Here is a 17105-nt window from a genome sequence, read left to right as displayed (position 1 = left end):
TGCCAAGTCAATTTCTGGCGGATTTGCGTGCTTTTTCGACCATGACAGGTGTGTTACATCAGCATAACACGCCAATGTTCGGCGAAATCCGCCGCTAAAAGGTCAGAACAGCAAGGCGCCCCCGACGACGAAGCGGACATCGGTCGTGTCGTCGTTCAGGCCGACGACGGTCAGCACGTCGAGCTGCGCGCGCTTGCCGACCTGCCACGCCACCGACGCCCCCGCCATCGTCCGCGTCGCATGGTCCAGCGGATCGTCGTCACGATCGATCGCCAGCTCGGCGGTGGCGGTGAGCGCGTCGGTGAGCGCATAGCCCAGGCCGAACACACCGAGCCCGTCGAAATGCCGCCCGACACCATCCTCATCGGTCGCCGCCGCCAGCTGGCCGGTGAAGCCGAGCGTCCACTGCTCGTCCAGTTCCCACGACACCGGCAGCACCACGCCCGCCGCCCAGTCGCCCGCGCCGACCCCGCTGTGCCCGACCGGAAGCGTGACATAGGGCTGCACCGCGATCGACACTGCCGCGCCGTCCGGATGCGACAGCGCGTGCCGCCAGCCGAGCGTCACGTCGCCGGTACCGTGCGTCCGTTCCAGCGTGCCGGTCGCCTTGTCGCGAACCCGCACGGTTCCGAACGGCGTCCAGCCGATCTGCACCTCGTCACGCCGCGTCACGCCGGTGCGCAGCGTCACGTCGCCGTGCAGGAACACTTCCTCGCGCGTGTCCGCATCCTCGTCGAAGGCGCGATCGCTGATCGACAGCTCGACCTGCACCTGCCCCGGCAGCGTCGTGCAGCCGCTGGCCCCCAGCGACGGGCGATTCGGGCAGAAGCGCGCCTCCTCCGCCAGCGCCGGGGCCGACGCCGCCAGCAGCAGCCCCGACACGCCGGCGCGGATCATCGCAGCCGGACCCAGGTCGGCGCGTGGTCGCTGGCCTTCTCGCGGCCGCGATGGTCCTTGTCGACGCCCGCCTCCGCCAGCCGGTCGGCCACCGCCGGGCTGAGCAGCAGGTGATCGATGCGGAAACCGGCATCACGCTGCCACGCCCCGGCCTGATAGTCCCAGAAGGTCCACACGCCGCCCTTCGGATGACGCGTGCGCAGCGCATCGGTCCAGCCCTGCGCCAGCAGCGCGCGATAGCCGTGGCGACTCTCCGGCTGCATCAGCGCGTCGGCGGCCATCGCCTTGACCGAGAAGGTGTCGTCATCGTTGGGGATGACGTTGTAGTCGCCCGCCAGGATGACCGGGCGTTCCTCGGCGAGCAGCGCACGCGCGCGTGCCTGCAATCGCTCGAACCAGCGCAACTTGTAATCGAATTTGGGCCCCGGGACCGGATTGCCATTGGGCAGATAGATCGAGGCGATCACCAGCCCGAAGACCTCGCATTCCAGATAACGGCTGTGCTCGTCCTCCGGCTCGCCGGCCAGTCCACGCTGCCGCTCGACCGGATCGACGCCCTTGGCCAGCACCGCCACGCCGTTGAAGCCCTTCTGCCCGTGCCAGACCGCGCCATAACCGGCGGCGCGGATCTCCGCCTCCGGAAAGGTCTCGTCGCTGGACTTCAGCTCCTGAAGGCACACCACATCGGGCTGCGCCTCGGTAAGATACTCGATCAGGCGCGGGAGCCGCGCCTTGATGCCGTTGACGTTGTAGGTGACGATCTTCACGTGCGCCGGTCTAGAGCGGGGACCGGCGCTTGTCTAACCTACACCGAGAAGCTGGTGCCGCAGCCGCAGCCGCTCGCCGCGTTGGGATTCTCGACCTTGAACGACGCACCGCCCAGCGACTCGACATAATCGACCTGCGCGCCGCGCACGAGATCCAGGCTGATATCGTCGACCACCAGCCGCACGCCATCGGTTTCCGCCACCAGATCCGACGCCTCGGGCGCGTCCGCGAAGCCGAAGCGATACTGGAATCCGGAGCAGCCCCCCCCCTCCACCGACAGGCGCAGGATCGCGGGCTTGTTCTGCCGCGCGGCGATCGCGGCGACGCGTGCGGCGGCGGCGGGGGTCAGGACGATATCGGGTGCCAGGGTAGCCATGCGCGCCAAGATAGGCGCAGCGGCGCGCAACGGAAAGGGCCGGCCCGCGATGTGCGGACCGGCCCCGTTTCCGTTCAGTGCGACCCGACGGATCAGTCCTGCGGCGCGGGGCCGGAGGTCGACACCGGAATCTGTCCCACGGCGCGATCCTGCGCGGCCATCAGATAGTCGGCGGTGGTGAGGAACGGCACCGGATTCACGGCATGGCCGTCGATACGGACTTCGTAATGAAGGTGCGGGCCGGTCGAGCGGCCGGTGGAGCCCATCAGCGCGATCAGTTGCCCACGCTTCACGCGGGTGTTGTCGGCGACGATGATCTTCGACAGGTGGCCGTAGCGGGTGGCGATGCCCTTGCCATGGTTGATCTCGACCATGTTGCCATAGCCGCCCTGACGCCCGGCGTGGCTGACGATCCCGTCGGCGGTGGCGTAGATCGGGGTGCCGGTCGGGCCGGGAATGTCGACGCCCGCGTGCATCGCGGCGGTGCCGCGGAACGGATCGGAACGGATGCCGAAGTTGCTGGTGAAGTTGAGCTTCTGGACCGGCTGCACCGACGGAATGGCGATCACGCCCTGTTCCAGCCGGTCGAGCTTCTTCCAGCTCATGAACAGCGAGCGGAACTGCTGGTCGGCGGCAAGATCGGCACGCGCCTCGGTGCTGCCGGTTTCGACCAGCGGACCACCGCGTGCCGCCGTCTTGGCGCTCTGGGCCAGCGCCGGGGCGGCGCCGGACAGCAGCGCGGCGGCGGCGAGGACAGCGGTCGCGCGGGCGCGCAGCATGGAAACGGTGTCGGTCATCGAACCCCAGATCAAGAATGCGGCGGACGCGAAATCGCGCCGGCCTTCCCCTTTTCCGTGCCCGCCGCGTGCAAGAACCCAGCACCAGCGAACGCAAAGGTTTGTGGCCGGGGAAAGGTTAATCACGCAATAGGAGGGCGCCGTTCGCGCGTCCAAGTGCCGGAGTCGTGCGCCGAGCCGTTGGAAAACGGCCCGTCGCCGCCCGTCTACAGCGCTTTCGCGGCCTCCAGCACCGCTTCGGCATGGCCGGGCACCTTCACCTTGCGCCACGCGCGGACCAGCGTCGCGTCACGATCGAACAGGAAGGTCGCGCGCTCGATACCCATATAGGTTTTGCCGTAGAGTTGCTTTTCGCCCCACACGCCGAACGCCTCGGTCACGCTGCCGTCGAGATCGCTGGCCAGCGCCACCGCCAGCCCATGCTTCTCGCGGAACCTCGCGTGTTTGGCGACCGTGTCGCGCGACACGCCCAGCACGGTCACGCCGGCCGCCGCATAATCGTCGGCGAGCGCCGAGAAATCCTGCGCCTCGCGCGTGCAGCCGGGGGTGTCGTCCTTGGGATAGAAATAGACCACCAGCGGGCGCGGCAGATCGGCGAGGCGCAGCGAAGCGCCATCGCCGCCGGTGGCGGTCACGTCCGGGAGGGTGTCCATGCGATGCTCTCCTGCCAGGTTGCCGCCACCCTCTCGCGCACCGCCTCCAGCGTGGCAAGCACCGCCGGCCAGTCGGGCAGCATCACCGCGCGCGCGATCAGCGCGCGGGTCGCGGGCGCCGCCGGCTCCTGCGCGTCGGGGGCGACCAGCCGGCACGTGACCAGCAAGCGCCCGAGCAGATCATAGGCGGCGCGCAGATCGGGGGCGAAGGCGCCCGCCGCGATCAACGCGTCGATCGCCCGGCCCAGTTCGGGATCGAAGGCGGTACGCCGCGTGAGTTGCGCGACATGGACCGCGAATTCCAGATCGACGAGCCCGCCCGGCAACAGCTTGGCATCGAGTGGCCCTTCCGGCGGCTTGTGCTGCGCCATCTCGGCGCGCATCGCCGCGGCATCGGCGGCAATGTCGCGCGGGCGGCGATCCCCGGCCAGAACGTCGGCGACGATGCGCGCGACCGCCGCGCGCGCCGCCGCGCTGCCAAAGACCGGGCGGGCGCGGGTGAGCGCCATATGCTCCCACGTCCACGCCTCCTCCCGCTGATAGCGCGCGAAGGAGTCGAGGCTGACGACCAGCGGCCCCTGCGTACCGGACGGGCGCAGGCGCGTATCGACCGCGTAGAGCGGGCCGGCGGCGGTCGGCACCGACAGCGCGGCGGTCACGCGTTGCGCGAGCCGCGAAAAGTAGAGCGTCGCGCCCAACGGCCTGGCGCCATCGGACTCGGCGGTGAAGTCGCCGGTAAACAGATAGATGAGGTCCAGGTCCGAGGCGTGGGTGAGCGCCCTGCCCCCCAGCCGCCCGAGCGCGAGGATGACCAGCTCCCCGCCGGGCACGCGACCATGCGCCGCCTCGAACGCCGCGACCGTCCGCGCCGTCAGCACCTCGACCGCCGCCTCCGCGACACGTGCATAGCCCGCCGCGACATCGAGCGGATCGGCCTTGCCCGCGACGATCTGCGCCCCCAGCGCGAAGCGGCGGTCGCCGACGACGCGGCGGACATGCTCCAGCACCGCCTGATAATCGGCATCGCGCTCGGTGGCGCGCATCGCCGCGATCAAGGTGCCGACATCGCCGACCGGCGCGAAGGCGCTGGCGTCGATCAGCCCGTCGAGCAGGTCGGGACGCCGCGCCAGCGCCTCCGCCAGCGTCGGCGCGTGGCTGAGGATCTCGCCCAGCAGGGTGGCGAGCGCCGGTCGCGCCTCCAGCAGGCGGAAGATGTTGATCGCGCTGGGCAGGCGTTCCAGCATCCGGTCGAGCCGGTTGAGCGCGACGATCGGCACCGGAGACTGCGCCAGCGCGTCGAGCAGCCCCGGCAGCACCGCCTCCAGCGCGCCCTGCGCGGCGGCGCTGCGCAGCGCCGGATAGCGCCCCTCGCGCCACGCCACGACGCGGCGGGCGGCATCCTCGACATCGGCAAAGCCGGCGGAGGCCAGATAGGTCGACAGTCGCTCGGCATCGTGCGGGACCGCCTCGACCGATGGCGGCGCCAGCTTGTCGAACGTCGCGCCGACCCGCGCGACATGCGGCGCGAGCAGGTCCAGAAGCGCCGCCCCGTCCGACAGACCGTGCAGTCGCGCGACCCGGTCGAGCGCCTCGCCTTCGGGCAGCGTGTGCGTCTGCCGGTCGTCGATCATCTGCACGCGATGTTCGATCGTCCGCAGCACCGCATACGCATCGCTCAGCGCGCGCGCGTCGTCGGCATCGATCCGCCCCGCCGCCGCCAGCGCCGCCAGCGCGTCGCGGGTGGCGGGGGCGCGCAACGCCGGGTCGCGACCGCCGTGGATCAGCTGGTGGATCTGCGCGAAGAACTCGATCTCGCGGATGCCGCCGCGTCCACGCTTCAGGTCGTAGCCGGGACCGAAAGCCTGCCCCTGCGCATGATGGTCGCGAATGCGGCGCGTGATATCCAGGATTTCGCCGACCGCGCCGAAATCCAGGCTGCGCCGCCAGATGAACGGGCGGATCGTGTCGAGGAACCGTTGCCCCAGCGCCATATCCCCCGCCGCCGCCCGCGCGCGAATGAAGGCGGCACGCTCCCACGGCAGCGCCTGCGATTCATAGTAAGCGATCGCGGCATCGACGGGAATGACGATCGGCGTGGCCTCCGGCGAGGGGCGCAGGCGCAGGTCGACGCGCAGCACATAGCCGTCGGCGTCGCGCCCTTGCAGCAGTTCCAGCACGCGCCGCCCGATCCGCACCGCCGCATCCGCGACATCCTCGCGCGGCCGATGCGGCAGGGTGGCGGGATCGTAGATCAGGATCGGGTCGATATCCGACGAATAGTTCAGCTCGCGGCTGCCCTGCTTCCCCAGTGCGATGGCCGCGAAGCCGCGCGCCTCGGCCTCCGGCGTCCGCTCCGCGATCGCCGCCGAGATCGCCCGGTCCAGCGCCGCATCGGCGAAATCGGTCAGTGCGCCCGTGACCGCGGTCAGATCGAGCGTCCCCGCAAGATCCCCCTCGGCGACCGCCAGTGCCAGCGCGCGTCGTTCAAGCCGCAACCGCCGCGCCACCGACAGGTCCGGTTCGGCCAGCGCGGCGGTCGTCACCGCGCGTCGCGCCAGCAAGCTATTTAGAAACGGGGCATAAAGTGCGGCGCGTTCACGCGCATCGGCAAGCGGATCTGTCATGCGGCCGCAACCTTAGCCAACAATCGGCGTTGCGGCACCATGGTTCACGATGCTTCCTTCAACAGCCCTTCGCCGCGTGGCGCCTATGTGGTGCAAGCGCCGCGTGCGGCCGATGCGCTCGCCGAACCGCTGCAAAAAGCGTTCGCCCGGCAGGGGGCACTGCCGGGCGATATCGAGGCATGCCTCGCACGGCTTCGTCAGGTGCGATATCGCCCCTGACGGACGGACAACGGCTCAGGCGTCGCGGTCGCGGCTGAGTTCGTCGACTTCACTCATGATCGAGTCCAGCGTCGAGCGTTCGCTGTCGACCTCGTGATCGCGCCGCGACGACAGCGCGCTGCCGGCCATCAACGCCTCCAGCGCGACGCGGCCACGCGCCACGCGGCTCTTGATCGTGCCGACCGCCACGCCGCAGATTTCCGCGGCCTCTTCATAGGCGAAGCCGCCCGCGCCGACGAGGATCAGCGCCTCGCGTTGCGGCTGCGGAAGATGCAGGAGCGCGCGCTGCATATCGGCGAGTTCGACATGCTTGTCCTGGCTGGCCGGCGCGGCAAGCACGCGATCCGCGACGAGATCGTCCCATTCGCCCTTGAAGCGCGCGCGGCGCATCTGGCTGAGAAACAGGTTACGCAGGATGATGAAGGTCCAGGCGCGCATGTTCGTGCCGGCCTGGAAGCGCTTGCGCGCCGCCCATGCCTTCAACAACGTCTCCTGCACCAGATCGTCGGCGAGATCGCGATTGCCCGACAGCGAACGCCCGAAGGCGCGCAGATGCGGGATCACGAGCGCGAGCTGCTTCTTGAATTCCGGATCGGAGAGCGAGACATGCTCGACCGGAGCCGACGCCGCCGCATCTTCCGCAAGCGTGGGGGATTGGGTCATGCCGCTCCGTTGTACTGGCGCGGGGCCGGTCTGGCCCCCGCCCGAGCCGTCAAGATAGGTAGCGTCCGGCCGCTTGGCCAGTCCGTCCGTCAACATCATCGCCTTACGACAACAGGATGGCCGCGAAAATCGCGATCACCAGCAGCAACGACGCTGCCAGAATATACCGGGTAACCCCCGGCGTGCTGCCGGCACGCGCCTCGTTGGTGTCGAGGTGAATGCGCTCTTTTTCGTCTGCCATAAGCGCTTAAACCCCCAAGGACCGTTTTGGGTCCGTATCGAACCGGACCCGCAACGCATGAACATGCCGCCGGTCAGGCGGGCACGGTGCTTTCGTCGAAGAACAACGCCTGGCTGATCGCCGCCTTCACCGTCGAGCGCTGGAACGGCTTGGTGATGAGGAAGGTCGGCTCCGGACGTTCGCCGGTCAGCAATCGTTCCGGGAAGGCAGTGATGAAGATCACCGGGACGTTGAACTCGGCGAGAATGTCCTTCACCGCGTCGATGCCCGAGCTGTCGTCCGCCAGCTGGATATCGGCCAGCACCAGACCGGGACGGTCCTCCATCGCCAGCGCCACCGCCTCGTCACGGGTCACCGCGACGCCGGTCACTTCATGACCCAGGTCGCGCACGATCGATTCGATGTCCATGGCGATGATCGGCTCGTCCTCGATGATGAGGACGCGGGCGCGGGTCTGCTTCTCGATCTCGGCCAGCGCCTCGGCCACCAGCGCATCGACCTCGGCCGGCTCGACCTCGATCAGATAGGCCGCATCCTCGGGCGTGAAGCCCTCCATCGCGGTCAGCAGCAGCGCCTGCCGGGACAGCGGCGTCATGCGCGACAGGCGCGCGCGGGCGACCGCCTCCTGATCCTCCGCCGGCGCCTCGTCGGCGGTCTCATCGAAATTGGCCGAATTCCAGATCGCCTGGAAGGTGCGATACAGCCCGAGCCGGGGATCGACGTCGCGCGGAAACTCCTCCGGCGCCGCGACGATCGCCTCCAGCGTCGCACGCACATAGCGGTCGCCCTGCGCCTGGCTGCCGGTCAGCGCCCGCCCATAGCGACGCAAAAACGGAAGATGCGGCGCGAGTTGTTGTCCGAGCGACATGTCTAGAAAGCCCTCCCTGCGGCACACGACACCAATCGCCCGCCGCTGAAACCAAAACATTCGTGCACGCTGTAGCCAGGCCGCAGATCATACCCCCCGGACCGGCGAAATTCGTCGCACAGGCAGGGAACCAACGACGCCGGTTTTGGTTTCATGAGCCGAACGGGCATATCGCTCTCGTCCAGCTTGGGGATCGGCCTTCGCGCTCGCTCGGCCCGCCAGCAAGGTTCACAGGGTCGGGTAGTCTTGGGGGGTTTACGTTGACGTCGGAAAAGGAAGCGCCGGAAAAGCCGAAAAAGGGCACTGCCGCGCAGTCGAAGAATCGCGACATGGGGTCAGCGCTCCGTTCCGTCTACCAAAAGACCGTCGAAGAGGCGGTGCCGGACGATCTGATGTCGCTGCTCGGCAAACTCGACTGACGCGACGTGGCGGCACCTTCCGCCAGCGACGCCCCACGGCCGGCCGTGGGGCGTCCTGATCTTTTTTCGCGCTGGCCCACCGGTGCCAAGCTGTTCCTCATCCTCAGCATCGCGCTGCTCCCGCTCGCGCTGATCGCGATCTTCGCGACGCTGCGCGTCACCCAGATCGCCGATACCGAGCTTCGTTCGCACCTGCGCGTCGCGGCATCCGAAGCGAGCCGCGCGATCACGATCGAACTGGTCGGTGACATGACCGCGCTGCGCGTCGCGGTCGATGCGCTGACCGCCGACCGCGGCGACGCGCCCAGCTGCGCGCGCGCGCGCGGCGTCTTCGCGCAGCAATCGGCGGCGGGCACCGGATTCGTCATCCTCGACCGACGCGGGCGCGCGATCTGCGGCGAGCCGTTCCCGGGCGCCGCCGCGTTCGCGCGCCAGTCGCCCAGCGACGTCGTGAGCGCGCGGATCGTCGCGGACCGCGGCCTGATGCTGCGCGTCGCCGGACGTCATGACGGGCTGACCGCCGCCGCCTATTTCCCGGCCGCCTTCCTCCAGCAGATCAGCCGGCCGAGCGGCTTCGCGCCGGACTACGGCCTGACGCTCACGCTCGGCGACGATCGCCTCCAGCTCGATTCGCTCGACCGGCAGAGTGCCCTGGAGCGGCGCGAGAATATCCGCAGCGACCTGGGCGTGGGCGGGCTGATGCTGGACATGCAGGTGCGCAGCGCGCCGATCGGCTCGCCGTTGCTGATCGCGCTCACCTTGCCGCTGCTGATGTGGGCGGCCGCGTCGGCGATCAGCTGGTTCGTGGTCGACCGGCTGCTGATCGCGCCGTTGCGCGCGCTGCGCGGCAGTATCGCGGCCTATGCGCCGGGCGACGAGCCCGACCCCACGCTGCTGCGCGCGATGCCGGCGCAGGAGATCCGCGACCTGGGCGATACGTTCCGCGCGCTCAGCCGTACGGTCGCCATCCACGAAGCCGGGCTGGCCGAGGGATTGATGCGGCAGACGAAGCTGACGCGCGAGGTCCACCACCGGGTCAAGAACAACCTTCAGGTCATCTCCAGCCTGATCAACTTCCACGCGCGTGGCGCGCGGAGCATCGAGGCGACGCAGGCCTATGCCTCGATCCAGCGCCGCGTCGACGCGCTCGCGGTCGTGCATCGTTATCATTACGCCGAGATGGAAGAGAATCGCGGCGTCGGGCTGCGCGCCGTGCTGGGCGAACTGGCGTCGAGCATCCGCGCCACCGCGCCGGAAGGCTCGCGCGTCGGGATCGTTCTGGACATCGAACCCTTCTACGTCACGCAGGACGTGGCGGTCGCCGTCGCCTTTCTGGTGACGGAACTGGTCGAGCTGGCGATGACCTGTGGCCCGGAAACGCAGGTGCGCATCTCGCTGAAGCCGGTTTCCGATCCGCAGCGCGCCGTCCTGCGGCTGTCATCGCGGGCGCTGGTCGATACGGATCATCTGCGCGAAGGGCTGCAACACCGCTATGGCCGGGTGATCGAAGGACTGACCCGGCAGCTGCGTTCCACGTTGCAGCATGATCCGCTGACCGGCGCGTACGAGATCGCGATCGCCGTCACCGGTCGCGAGTGACCGGAACCGGTGAAAAAAAGCGGCGCGGGCCGGAACCTCGCGTCCATGTCGCCGTTCAGCATTGCGGACAGCGACTATATGCCCCCCCGCTTTCGCTGTCCAAGACACAGGCCCGGAAGCGTCCACCCCTCCCCCCCCCGGTGACGCTTTCGGGCCTTACTTTTTTTCCGAACCTTCCTGCACCGTGGTCGCGGAACGAAGCTATGTTCCTGCGCATTGTCGTGGCGTCATGTGAAGGGAGACGGGTTCGATGCGTAAGATGATGACCGCCATGGTCCTGGCCGGTGCCGTGCTGGTGTCGGCATGCAATACGGTAAGCGGTGTCGGCAAGGACGTGTCGTCGGCCGGCGACGCGGTCGCCGGAGCAGCCGACAAGCACAAGTAAGCCGCGTCTCGCAAACGGCAAAAAGGGCGGTCCGCGCTGGCGGGCCGCCCTTTTTCCTGCGCTACTCGCTGTCGGTCGCCACCTCTTCGCGCGACCGGCGCCGCTCGGTAAACCAGATCCCGATGATCGCCGCCTCGTACAGAATCACCAGCGGGATCGCGAGCAGCAACTGCGATCCGACGTCGGGCGGGGTCAGCACCGCCGCGATCGCGAAGGCGCCGACGATCGCGTAGCGGCGCGCGCCGATCAACTGCTTGCGGGTGACGATCCCGCCGCGCTCCAGCAGCATCAGCAGCACCGGCAGCAGGAACGCCGCGCCGAACCCGAACAGGAACTGCATGACGAAGCTGAGATAATTGCCGATCGCCGGCAGCGCCTGTTGCTGCACGCCGCCGATCATCCCGGAATAGCCGAGCAGGAAGTGCAGCGCCATCGGGATCGCGATGAAATACGCCATCGAGGCGCCCATCAGGAACAGCACCGGGGTGGCGAGCAGGAACGGCAGCAGCGCGCGCCGTTCCTTGCGGTACAGGCCGGGCGCGACGAATTGCCAGAGCTGGTTCGCGATTACGGGAAACGAGATCATCATCGCCGAGAAGAAGGCGACCTTCACCTGGACGAAGAACGCCTCGAACACCTGGGTGTAGATGACGGTCTTCTGGCCGGCATGAAGCAGCGGCTGGACCAGGAAGGCGAAGATGTCCTCCGCGAAATACCAGCAGACGAAGAACGCCACCAGGATCGCGGCGATGCAATATAGCAGCCGGCGGCGCAATTCGAGCAGATGGTCGAGCAACGGCGCGCGCGAATCTTCCAGTTCGTCGACGATTTCGCTCACGAAGGGGCCTTGTTGTCAGCGGGGGGCAAGGGCGCGGGCGGCGCATCGGCCGCCACGACCTGCGGCTTTTCGACCATCACCGGCGCCTGCGTGCCATCGGTCAGCGCGGGTGGCGCAGGCGGCGGCGGCAGGTCGGATCCGGGCGGCGGCGACGGGACGAACGGATGCTCGCGCATGATCCGCTCGTTCTCCGCCTTCCACTTCTTCTCCATTTCCTCGAGCTCGGCCTCGCGGACCATCTCGTCGAAACCGGAACGGAACTGGCGGCCGACCGCGCGCGCACGGCCCACCCAATAGCCCAGGACGCGCATCGCCTTGGGCAAGTCCTTGGGGCCGATCACCACCAGCGCGACGAACGCCACCAGCAGGAATTCGGACGGAGCGATATCGAACATTCAGCGTCGGCCGGTCAGATGACGGAGAATCAGCGACGTTCCTCGTGCACGCGATCCGCATCACGATCGAACGCCGGCTCGGCGTGGCTCTTCGCCTCGATACGCGCCTTGGGACGGGCATCGTCCTCATCATCCTCGGCCATGCCCTTCTTGAAATTTTTCACGCCCTTGGCGACGTCGCCCATCAGGTTCGAAAAGCGCCCGCCACCCAGCAGCAGGATCGCGACCACCGCGAGGATGAGGATATGCGGAAGGCTGAAGCTGCCCATGACGAAATCTCCTAAGATGTAACGGTATCTAGTCTTCCTCGCCGAGGTTTTCCACCGCGAGTTGGTCGAAGGCCAGATCGACCGGATCGAGCAGGCCCGCGGCACGCAGGTCGTCGATCCCGGGAAGGTCGCGCCGGCTATTGAGCCCGAAATGTGACAGAAATTCGGGGGTCGTCGCAAATGTCAGCGGGCGGCCCGGCACCTCGCGCCGCCCGGCCGGTCGCACCCAGCCCGCCTCCATCAGCACGTCGAGCGTCCCGCGCGCGGTCTGCACGCCGCGGATCGCCTCGATCTCGGCACGCGTGACCGGCTCGTGATAGGCGATGATCGCCAGCGTCTCGATCCCCGCGCGGCTGAGCTTGCGGATTTCGTCGCGGCCGCGCCGCAGCAGATGCGCCAGATCGGCGGCGGTCTGGAAATGCCAGCGCCCGCCGCGCTCGACCAGTTCGATCCCACGCCCGCGATACCGCGTCACCAGCCGCGCCAGCGCACCGCGCACGTCGCCCTCCCCGGCGTGTGCGCGTATCGCCTCCACGGTCAGCGGCTCCGGCGAGGCGAAGACCACGGCCTCCACGGCGCGATCGAACGCGTCGCTCATCCCGTTGCCGGCCGTCGCAGATAGAGCGGCGCGAAGGAACGTTCCTGATGCAGCTCCACACGCCCCTGCCGCGCGAGTTCGAGCGCCGCGAGAAAGCTGGACGCCAGCGCGGAGCGGCGCAATGCCGCGCTGGTCACGTCGGGCAGGAAGGCCTGGATATCGCGCCAGTCGATCGCGCTGCCCACCAACCCGGCGACCCGCGCCAGCGCCGCCTCCAGCGTCATGACCTCGCGCTCGCGCACGACATGCAGCACGGGCCGCGACCGCGCGCTGACCCTGCCGTAGGCGGCGAGCAGATCGTAATATTCCACATCCCAGAACGACCTGCGCACCACCTGCAACCCCTCCGGAGCGCCGCGTCGGAACACGTCGCGACCGACCCGGTCCCGCGCCATCAGGCGGGCACCCGCGTCGCGCATCGCATCCAGCCGCTCGAGCCGCAATTGCAGGCGCAACGCGAGTTCGTCGGGATCGGTGTCGCCCACCTCCTGCGTCGCTCGCGGCAGCAGCAGGGCCGATTTCAGATAGGCCAGCCATGCCGCCATCACCAGATAATCGGCCGCCAGTTCGAGCCGGAGCCGTCGCGCCTGTTCGACATAGTCGAGATATTGCTCGACCAGTTGGAGGATCGAGATCTCGCGCAAGTCGACCTTCTGCGCGCGCGCCAGCGACAGCAACAGGTCGAGCGGCCCTTCCCAGCCGTCGAGCGCCAGCGTCAGTTGTTCGGGCGGCTCGCTCATCGCGCGGCGATACGACGATCGGAGGCACTGGCGCGGTACATGGAGCCGGTGTGACACAGACCGGCCGGCGCGGCCAGAGGCGGACCGCGCCTTCAGCGACGGGGACGCGGGCGGAAGGCGCCGTCCGGGCGCGGGGTCCGGGCCCCCTGCGCGCGGTTCGCACGACGCAGGTCGCGATAGTCGCGGCGGACGTCCTGCCGATACTCCCGGCGCGCGTCGCGTCGCTCCGCCCGGAACTGCTCGCGCGTGATCCGCCCGTCACGCAACGCCTGACGATCCACGCGGATGTCGCCACGATAGTCACGCCGCTCGCGCCGGACGTCGCGGCCGAAGTCGCGCCAGTTCGCGCGCACGTCGCGGTCGGCATAGCCGTTGCGGCGTTGCTGCCAGTAGCGCCGCTGACCGTCGTTCCACGGATAGGCGCGGCGATAGCGGTCGTACACATAGGCACCGGTGCCCGGATAATAATAATTGTCGTACCAGCCATAATAGCCGGGCGCGTAGCCGGCGGCATAATAGGGATCGTCGTAGAAGCCGCTGCCGGCCCCGACCGACACGCCGCTATAGCCATAGCCGCCGGTGCACGCCGACGTGCCGAGCAACAGGCCGCCCAACAGCGCGGCCAGCGTCATGCGATGAACGAACATGGAAAGTCTCCCGGACACGGAAGGAAGCGGCGGTACGCGCCGCTGATCCATGACGAACGTCGTCATGGGGGCGAGGTTCCGGGCGAGCGCGAGCGAGCGCGAGCGATGTTTTCTCGCGCAGGGACGCGGAGACGCAGAGATGGTGCGATCGCCGCGATGGCGGCAGTGCCTGTTTCGGTCGCGTCCGAAAAGCGGGCGTCGCCGCGCTCCGTCTACCTCCGCCCCTCTGCGCCTCTGCGCCTCTGCGCCTCTGCGCGAACATCTCGGCGTCGGCGCCGCGGGTTGTCGATCCTAATGCCCCGGGAAGGCCACCAGCGACGATACCGACAGCCCCTCGCCGCGCAGCAGGTCGGCGCCGCCCAGGTCGGGCAGATCGACCACGAACTGTGCCTGGGTGACGCTGGCGCCCGCCTTCCGCAACAGCCGTACCGCCGCCCGCGCCGTGCCGCCGGTCGCGATCAGATCGTCGACCAGCAGCACGCGCGCGCCGGGCGCGCAGGCGTCGGCGTGGATCGCGATCCGATCCTGCCCATATTCCAGGGCATAATCCTCGGCGATCGTGGCGCCGGGCAGCTTGCCGTCCTTGCGGATCAGCAGCACGCCCGCGTTCAGCGGTACCGCCAGCGCGGCGGCGAACAGGAAGCCGCGCGCCTCGACCCCGGCGACCAGATCGACCGGCCCGTCGACCGCCGCCGCCATCCGCTCGATGGTCGTCGCCAGCCCGGTCGGCGACAGCAGCAATGTCGTGATGTCGCGAAACTGGATACCCGGCTTGGGGAAGTCGGGAATGGTGCGGATCAGCGCCTTGAGATCGTCGTTCATGCCGGCTGACCTACACGAAAACGGCGACCGGGGGAGTGCCCGGTCGCCGCTTCGTCATGCGTAAGGCCACGTCGTCGGACATGGCGAGTCCGCGCGGCGCCGACGCACCGCCCGGCCCCCCGGGTCAGTGCTTCACGTTGCGCCAGACGTTCTGATACGCGCCCCAGGTCAGATACACGAAGATCAGCAGGAAGATGATCGCCGCGACACCCGCCGCGTGACGCGCTTCCAGATTGGGCTCTGCGGTCCAGGTCAGGAAGGCGGCGACGTCGCGCGCCATCTGGTCCTTCGTCGCCTTCGTCCCGTCCGTGTACGTCACCTGTCCGTCCGACGTGATCGGCGGCGGCATCGCGATATTGAGGTTCGCGAAATAGGGATTGTAGTGCAGCCCGTCCGGCGTCTTCGCATCCGGGAACTCGCGCAGCAGCTCGGCCGGCTGGTCGCGGTACCCCATCAGCAGCGCATGGACGTAGTTCGAGCCGTCCTCGCGCGCCTTGGTCATCAGCGACAGGTCGGGCGGCAGCGCATTGTTGTTCGCGGCGCGCGCGGCGACCTCGTTGGCGAACGGCGACGGGAAGTGATCCGACGGCAGGTTCTTGCGCGTCGCCACTTCACCCGTCTCCGGATTGACGCTCGGCTGTTCGATCACCCACTGGTTGGCGATCGCCTTCACCTCGGCCTCCGAATAGCCGATCTTCTGCAGGTCGCGGAAGGCGACGTACTTCAGCGAGTGACAGGCGGCGCAGACCTCCTTGTACACCTGGAACCCGCGCTGCACCTGCTCGCGATCGAACTTCCCGAAGAAGCCCGCCGAGGACAGGTGAATGTTTTCGGGATGCTGGTGGAAGGCATGTTCCGCAGTGTGCGGTGCCGGGTTCTGGATCGCATCCTTGGCGGTGAAGAACAGCGCCAGCGCGAGCACGAAGACGAACCCCGCACCGACCAGCAGTGAAATGAGACGAACCATGACCTGTCGAATCCCCTCTTCGTCTCTGTTCTCAGCTCGCCATCGCGGTCTGCGCGGGGCTGGTGCCGCCGTGCTTGGCCAGCACCGCCTCGGTGATCGAGTTCGGCAGCGGGCGCGGACGCTCGGCCGCCGACACCAGCGGCAGGATGATGAGGAAGTGCGCGAAATAATAACCCGCCGCGATCTGCCCCATCATCACGTTACGCGCGGTCGCCTCCGCCCCGCCGACATAGCCCAGCACGAGCACGTCGATCAGCAGCACCGCCAGGAACCAGCGATAGGTCGGGCGGTAATTGGCCGAGCGGACCGGCGAGGAATCGAGCCACGGCAGGAAGAACAGCAGCAGGATCGAGCCGAACATCGCCAGCACGCCCCACAGCTTGGCCGGCAGGATGAAGTCGGCGGTGAAGCTCTTCAGGATCGCGTAGAACGGCAGGAAGTACCATTCCGGCACGATATGCGCGGGCGTCGAGAGCGGGTTCGCCTCGATGTAATTGTCCGGGTGGCCCAGCAGATTGGGCGAGAAGAACACGAAGAACGCGAACACCAGGAAGAACGCGCCGACGCCGACGCCGTCCTTCGCGGTGTAATAGGGGTGGAACGGCACCGTGTCCTGCTCACCCTTCACGTCGACGCCGGTCGGATTGTTCGACCCCGGAATGTGCAGCGCCCAGATGTGCAGGATGATGACGCCCGCGATCACGAACGGCAGCAGATAGTGGAGCGAGAAGAAGCGGTTCAGCGCGGCATTGTCCGGCGCGAACCCGCCCAGCAGCCACACGCGGATCGTCTCGCCGACCAGCGGGATCGCCGAGAAGAAGCCGGTGATGACCTGCGCACCCCAGAAGCTCATCTGCCCCCATGGCAGGACATAGCCCATGAACGCGGTCGCCATCATCAGCAGGAAGATCACGACACCCAGCAGCCACACCATTTCGCGCGGTGCCTTGTACGACCCGTAATAAAGCCCGCGCCCGATGTGGATGTAGACGACCGCGAGGAACATCGACGCGCCGTTGGCATGCGCATAGCGCAGGAACCAGCCCGCGTTGACGTCGCGCATGATGCTCTCGACCGAGCCGAAGGCGACCCCGGCATTGGCGGCATAATGCATCGCCAGCACCACGCCCGTCACGATCTGGACGACCAGCGCCAGCCCGGCGAGCACGCCGAAGTTCCAGAAATAGTTGAGGTTGCGCGGCACCGGATAGCCCGCGCCGATCGCGTTGTAGACGAGCCGCGGCAGCGGCAGCTTCTCGTCCATCCACCGCATCAGCGGCTGCTTCGGCTCGTAATGCTTGGCCCAGGGAAAGCTCATTT

At 68.1% G+C, this 17105-nt stretch carries 21 protein-coding genes; 3 read left to right on the top strand and 18 right to left on the bottom strand.

Annotated elements, in window-relative coordinates; genetic code table 11:
• Window positions 1-102 precede the first annotated feature (102 nt).
• The 9 genes from NS334_RS02160 to NS334_RS02115 all read right to left on the bottom strand — a co-directional run bounded on the left by NS334_RS02160 (window position 103) and on the right by NS334_RS02115 (window position 8106).
• Window positions 103-897: a transporter gene (locus NS334_RS02160; RefSeq protein WP_058754341.1), complete on the bottom strand. Its 795-nt coding sequence runs from the start codon at window positions 895-897 to the stop codon at window positions 103-105.
• Window positions 894-1664, bottom strand: coding sequence for an exodeoxyribonuclease III (xth, locus tag NS334_RS02155; protein ID WP_058754340.1), 771 nt, complete (start codon window positions 1662-1664; stop codon window positions 894-896). Before xth ends, NS334_RS02160 begins: the two co-directional genes overlap by 4 nt.
• Window positions 1665-1702: 38 nt before the next feature.
• Window positions 1703-2041 (bottom strand): iron-sulfur cluster insertion protein ErpA, encoded by a 339-nt coding sequence (gene erpA, locus NS334_RS02150; RefSeq protein WP_058754339.1) that lies wholly within the window; start codon window positions 2039-2041, stop codon window positions 1703-1705.
• A gap of 92 nt (window positions 2042-2133) precedes the next feature.
• Window positions 2134-2838: a M23 family metallopeptidase gene (locus NS334_RS02145; RefSeq protein WP_083500202.1), complete on the bottom strand. Its 705-nt coding sequence runs from the start codon at window positions 2836-2838 to the stop codon at window positions 2134-2136.
• Window positions 2839-3044: 206 nt separating this feature from the next.
• The gene (locus NS334_RS02140) at window positions 3045-3491 is read right to left on the bottom strand and encodes a peroxiredoxin (protein ID WP_058754338.1); all 447 of its coding nucleotides are present in this window, start codon (window positions 3489-3491) and stop codon (window positions 3045-3047) included.
• The gene (locus NS334_RS02135) at window positions 3470-6115 is read right to left on the bottom strand and encodes a bifunctional [glutamine synthetase] adenylyltransferase/[glutamine synthetase]-adenylyl-L-tyrosine phosphorylase (protein ID WP_058754337.1); all 2646 of its coding nucleotides are present in this window, start codon (window positions 6113-6115) and stop codon (window positions 3470-3472) included. Before NS334_RS02135 ends, NS334_RS02140 begins: the two co-directional genes overlap by 22 nt.
• A gap of 234 nt (window positions 6116-6349) precedes the next feature.
• Window positions 6350-6997 carry a sigma-70 family RNA polymerase sigma factor gene (locus tag NS334_RS02125; protein ID WP_058754372.1) on the bottom strand — a complete coding sequence of 216 codons (648 nt, stop codon included), beginning with the start codon at window positions 6995-6997 and terminating at the stop codon, window positions 6350-6352.
• A 103-nt stretch (window positions 6998-7100) separates the two neighbouring features.
• The gene (locus NS334_RS18510) at window positions 7101-7238 is read right to left on the bottom strand and encodes a hypothetical protein (RefSeq protein WP_058754335.1); all 138 of its coding nucleotides are present in this window, start codon (window positions 7236-7238) and stop codon (window positions 7101-7103) included.
• 73 nt (window positions 7239-7311) lie between these two features.
• Complete coding sequence (locus NS334_RS02115; RefSeq protein WP_058754334.1) at window positions 7312-8106, bottom strand: response regulator; 795 nt, start codon at window positions 8104-8106, stop codon at window positions 7312-7314.
• Window positions 8107-8366: 260 nt separating this feature from the next.
• Between NS334_RS02115 and NS334_RS18505 the strand changes: the two genes are divergently transcribed.
• The 3 genes from NS334_RS18505 (at window position 8367) to NS334_RS02105 (ending at window position 10509) form a co-directional block, all read left to right on the top strand.
• Complete coding sequence (locus tag NS334_RS18505; RefSeq protein WP_193752976.1) at window positions 8367-8525, top strand: NepR family anti-sigma factor; 159 nt, start codon at window positions 8367-8369, stop codon at window positions 8523-8525.
• Window positions 8526-8570: 45 nt separating this feature from the next.
• Entirely contained in the window at window positions 8571-10124 is a 1554-nt protein-coding gene (locus NS334_RS02110; protein WP_058754333.1) for a sensor histidine kinase, read from the top strand.
• A gap of 250 nt (window positions 10125-10374) precedes the next feature.
• On the top strand, window positions 10375-10509 hold the full coding sequence (locus NS334_RS02105) for an entericidin A/B family lipoprotein (protein ID WP_058754332.1): 135 nt from the start codon (window positions 10375-10377) through the stop codon (window positions 10507-10509).
• A 61-nt stretch (window positions 10510-10570) separates the two neighbouring features.
• Here the strand turns inward: NS334_RS02105 and tatC are convergent, their stop codons facing one another.
• The 9 genes from tatC to NS334_RS02060 all read right to left on the bottom strand — a co-directional run bounded on the left by tatC (window position 10571) and on the right by NS334_RS02060 (window position 17103).
• Window positions 10571-11347, bottom strand: coding sequence for a twin-arginine translocase subunit TatC (gene tatC / locus NS334_RS02100; protein ID WP_058754331.1), 777 nt, complete (start codon window positions 11345-11347; stop codon window positions 10571-10573).
• Window positions 11344-11742, bottom strand: a complete 399-nt coding sequence (gene tatB, locus NS334_RS02095) for a Sec-independent protein translocase protein TatB (protein ID WP_058754330.1) — start codon at window positions 11740-11742, stop codon at window positions 11344-11346. The genes tatC and tatB overlap by 4 nt, the downstream gene beginning before the upstream one ends.
• A gap of 29 nt (window positions 11743-11771) precedes the next feature.
• Window positions 11772-12011, bottom strand: a complete 240-nt coding sequence (locus NS334_RS02090; protein WP_058754329.1) for a twin-arginine translocase TatA/TatE family subunit — start codon at window positions 12009-12011, stop codon at window positions 11772-11774.
• Between the two features lie 28 nt (window positions 12012-12039).
• Window positions 12040-12609: an SMC-Scp complex subunit ScpB gene (gene scpB / locus NS334_RS02085; RefSeq protein ID WP_058754328.1), complete on the bottom strand. Its 570-nt coding sequence runs from the start codon at window positions 12607-12609 to the stop codon at window positions 12040-12042.
• Window positions 12606-13349: a segregation and condensation protein A gene (locus NS334_RS02080; protein WP_058754327.1), complete on the bottom strand. Its 744-nt coding sequence runs from the start codon at window positions 13347-13349 to the stop codon at window positions 12606-12608. The genes scpB and NS334_RS02080 overlap by 4 nt, the downstream gene beginning before the upstream one ends.
• Before the next feature lie 92 nt (window positions 13350-13441).
• Entirely contained in the window at window positions 13442-13996 is a 555-nt protein-coding gene (locus NS334_RS18500; protein WP_193752975.1) for a peptidase, read from the bottom strand.
• Window positions 13997-14287: 291 nt separating this feature from the next.
• On the bottom strand, window positions 14288-14818 hold the full coding sequence (locus NS334_RS02070) for an adenine phosphoribosyltransferase (protein ID WP_058754326.1): 531 nt from the start codon (window positions 14816-14818) through the stop codon (window positions 14288-14290).
• A 124-nt stretch (window positions 14819-14942) separates the two neighbouring features.
• Window positions 14943-15785 carry a cytochrome c1 gene (locus tag NS334_RS02065; RefSeq protein WP_058754325.1) on the bottom strand — a complete coding sequence of 281 codons (843 nt, stop codon included), beginning with the start codon at window positions 15783-15785 and terminating at the stop codon, window positions 14943-14945.
• A gap of 31 nt (window positions 15786-15816) precedes the next feature.
• Complete coding sequence (locus NS334_RS02060; RefSeq protein WP_058754324.1) at window positions 15817-17103, bottom strand: cytochrome b; 1287 nt, start codon at window positions 17101-17103, stop codon at window positions 15817-15819.
• Window positions 17104-17105 lie beyond the last annotated feature (2 nt).

Source organism: Sphingomonas endophytica (assembly GCF_001476895.1).
GTDB lineage: Bacteria > Pseudomonadota > Alphaproteobacteria > Sphingomonadales > Sphingomonadaceae > Sphingomonas > Sphingomonas endophytica_A.
This window is presented reverse-complemented; position numbering and strand designations above follow the sequence as displayed.

What these genes read in the sequence shown, in the direction of transcription:
- NS334_RS02060 (WP_058754324.1), bottom strand. Translation starts at nt 17,103, where the DNA reads ATGAGCTTTCCCTGGGCCAAGCATTACGAGCCGAAGCAGCCGCTGATG.
- NS334_RS02125 (WP_058754372.1), bottom strand. Translation starts at nt 6,997, where the DNA reads ATGACCCAATCCCCCACGCTTGCGGAAGATGCGGCGGCGTCGGCTCCG.
- NS334_RS02090 (WP_058754329.1), bottom strand. Translation starts at nt 12,011, where the DNA reads ATGGGCAGCTTCAGCCTTCCGCATATCCTCATCCTCGCGGTGGTCGCG.
- NS334_RS02070 (WP_058754326.1), bottom strand. Translation starts at nt 14,818, where the DNA reads ATGAACGACGATCTCAAGGCGCTGATCCGCACCATTCCCGACTTCCCC.
- NS334_RS02105 (WP_058754332.1), top strand. Translation starts at nt 10,375, where the DNA reads ATGCGTAAGATGATGACCGCCATGGTCCTGGCCGGTGCCGTGCTGGTG.
- tatB (WP_058754330.1), bottom strand. Translation starts at nt 11,742, where the DNA reads ATGTTCGATATCGCTCCGTCCGAATTCCTGCTGGTGGCGTTCGTCGCG.
- NS334_RS02115 (WP_058754334.1), bottom strand. Translation starts at nt 8,106, where the DNA reads ATGTCGCTCGGACAACAACTCGCGCCGCATCTTCCGTTTTTGCGTCGC.
- NS334_RS02135 (WP_058754337.1), bottom strand. Translation starts at nt 6,115, where the DNA reads ATGACAGATCCGCTTGCCGATGCGCGTGAACGCGCCGCACTTTATGCC.
- erpA (WP_058754339.1), bottom strand. Translation starts at nt 2,041, where the DNA reads ATGGCTACCCTGGCACCCGATATCGTCCTGACCCCCGCCGCCGCCGCA.
- NS334_RS02140 (WP_058754338.1), bottom strand. Translation starts at nt 3,491, where the DNA reads ATGGACACCCTCCCGGACGTGACCGCCACCGGCGGCGATGGCGCTTCG.
- NS334_RS18510 (WP_058754335.1), bottom strand. Translation starts at nt 7,238, where the DNA reads ATGGCAGACGAAAAAGAGCGCATTCACCTCGACACCAACGAGGCGCGT.
- scpB (WP_058754328.1), bottom strand. Translation starts at nt 12,609, where the DNA reads ATGAGCGACGCGTTCGATCGCGCCGTGGAGGCCGTGGTCTTCGCCTCG.
- NS334_RS02145 (WP_083500202.1), bottom strand. Translation starts at nt 2,838, where the DNA reads ATGACCGACACCGTTTCCATGCTGCGCGCCCGCGCGACCGCTGTCCTC.
- NS334_RS02160 (WP_058754341.1), bottom strand. Translation starts at nt 897, where the DNA reads ATGATCCGCGCCGGCGTGTCGGGGCTGCTGCTGGCGGCGTCGGCCCCG.
- NS334_RS02080 (WP_058754327.1), bottom strand. Translation starts at nt 13,349, where the DNA reads ATGAGCGAGCCGCCCGAACAACTGACGCTGGCGCTCGACGGCTGGGAA.
- NS334_RS02065 (WP_058754325.1), bottom strand. Translation starts at nt 15,785, where the DNA reads ATGGTTCGTCTCATTTCACTGCTGGTCGGTGCGGGGTTCGTCTTCGTG.
- NS334_RS18500 (WP_193752975.1), bottom strand. Translation starts at nt 13,996, where the DNA reads ATGTTCGTTCATCGCATGACGCTGGCCGCGCTGTTGGGCGGCCTGTTG.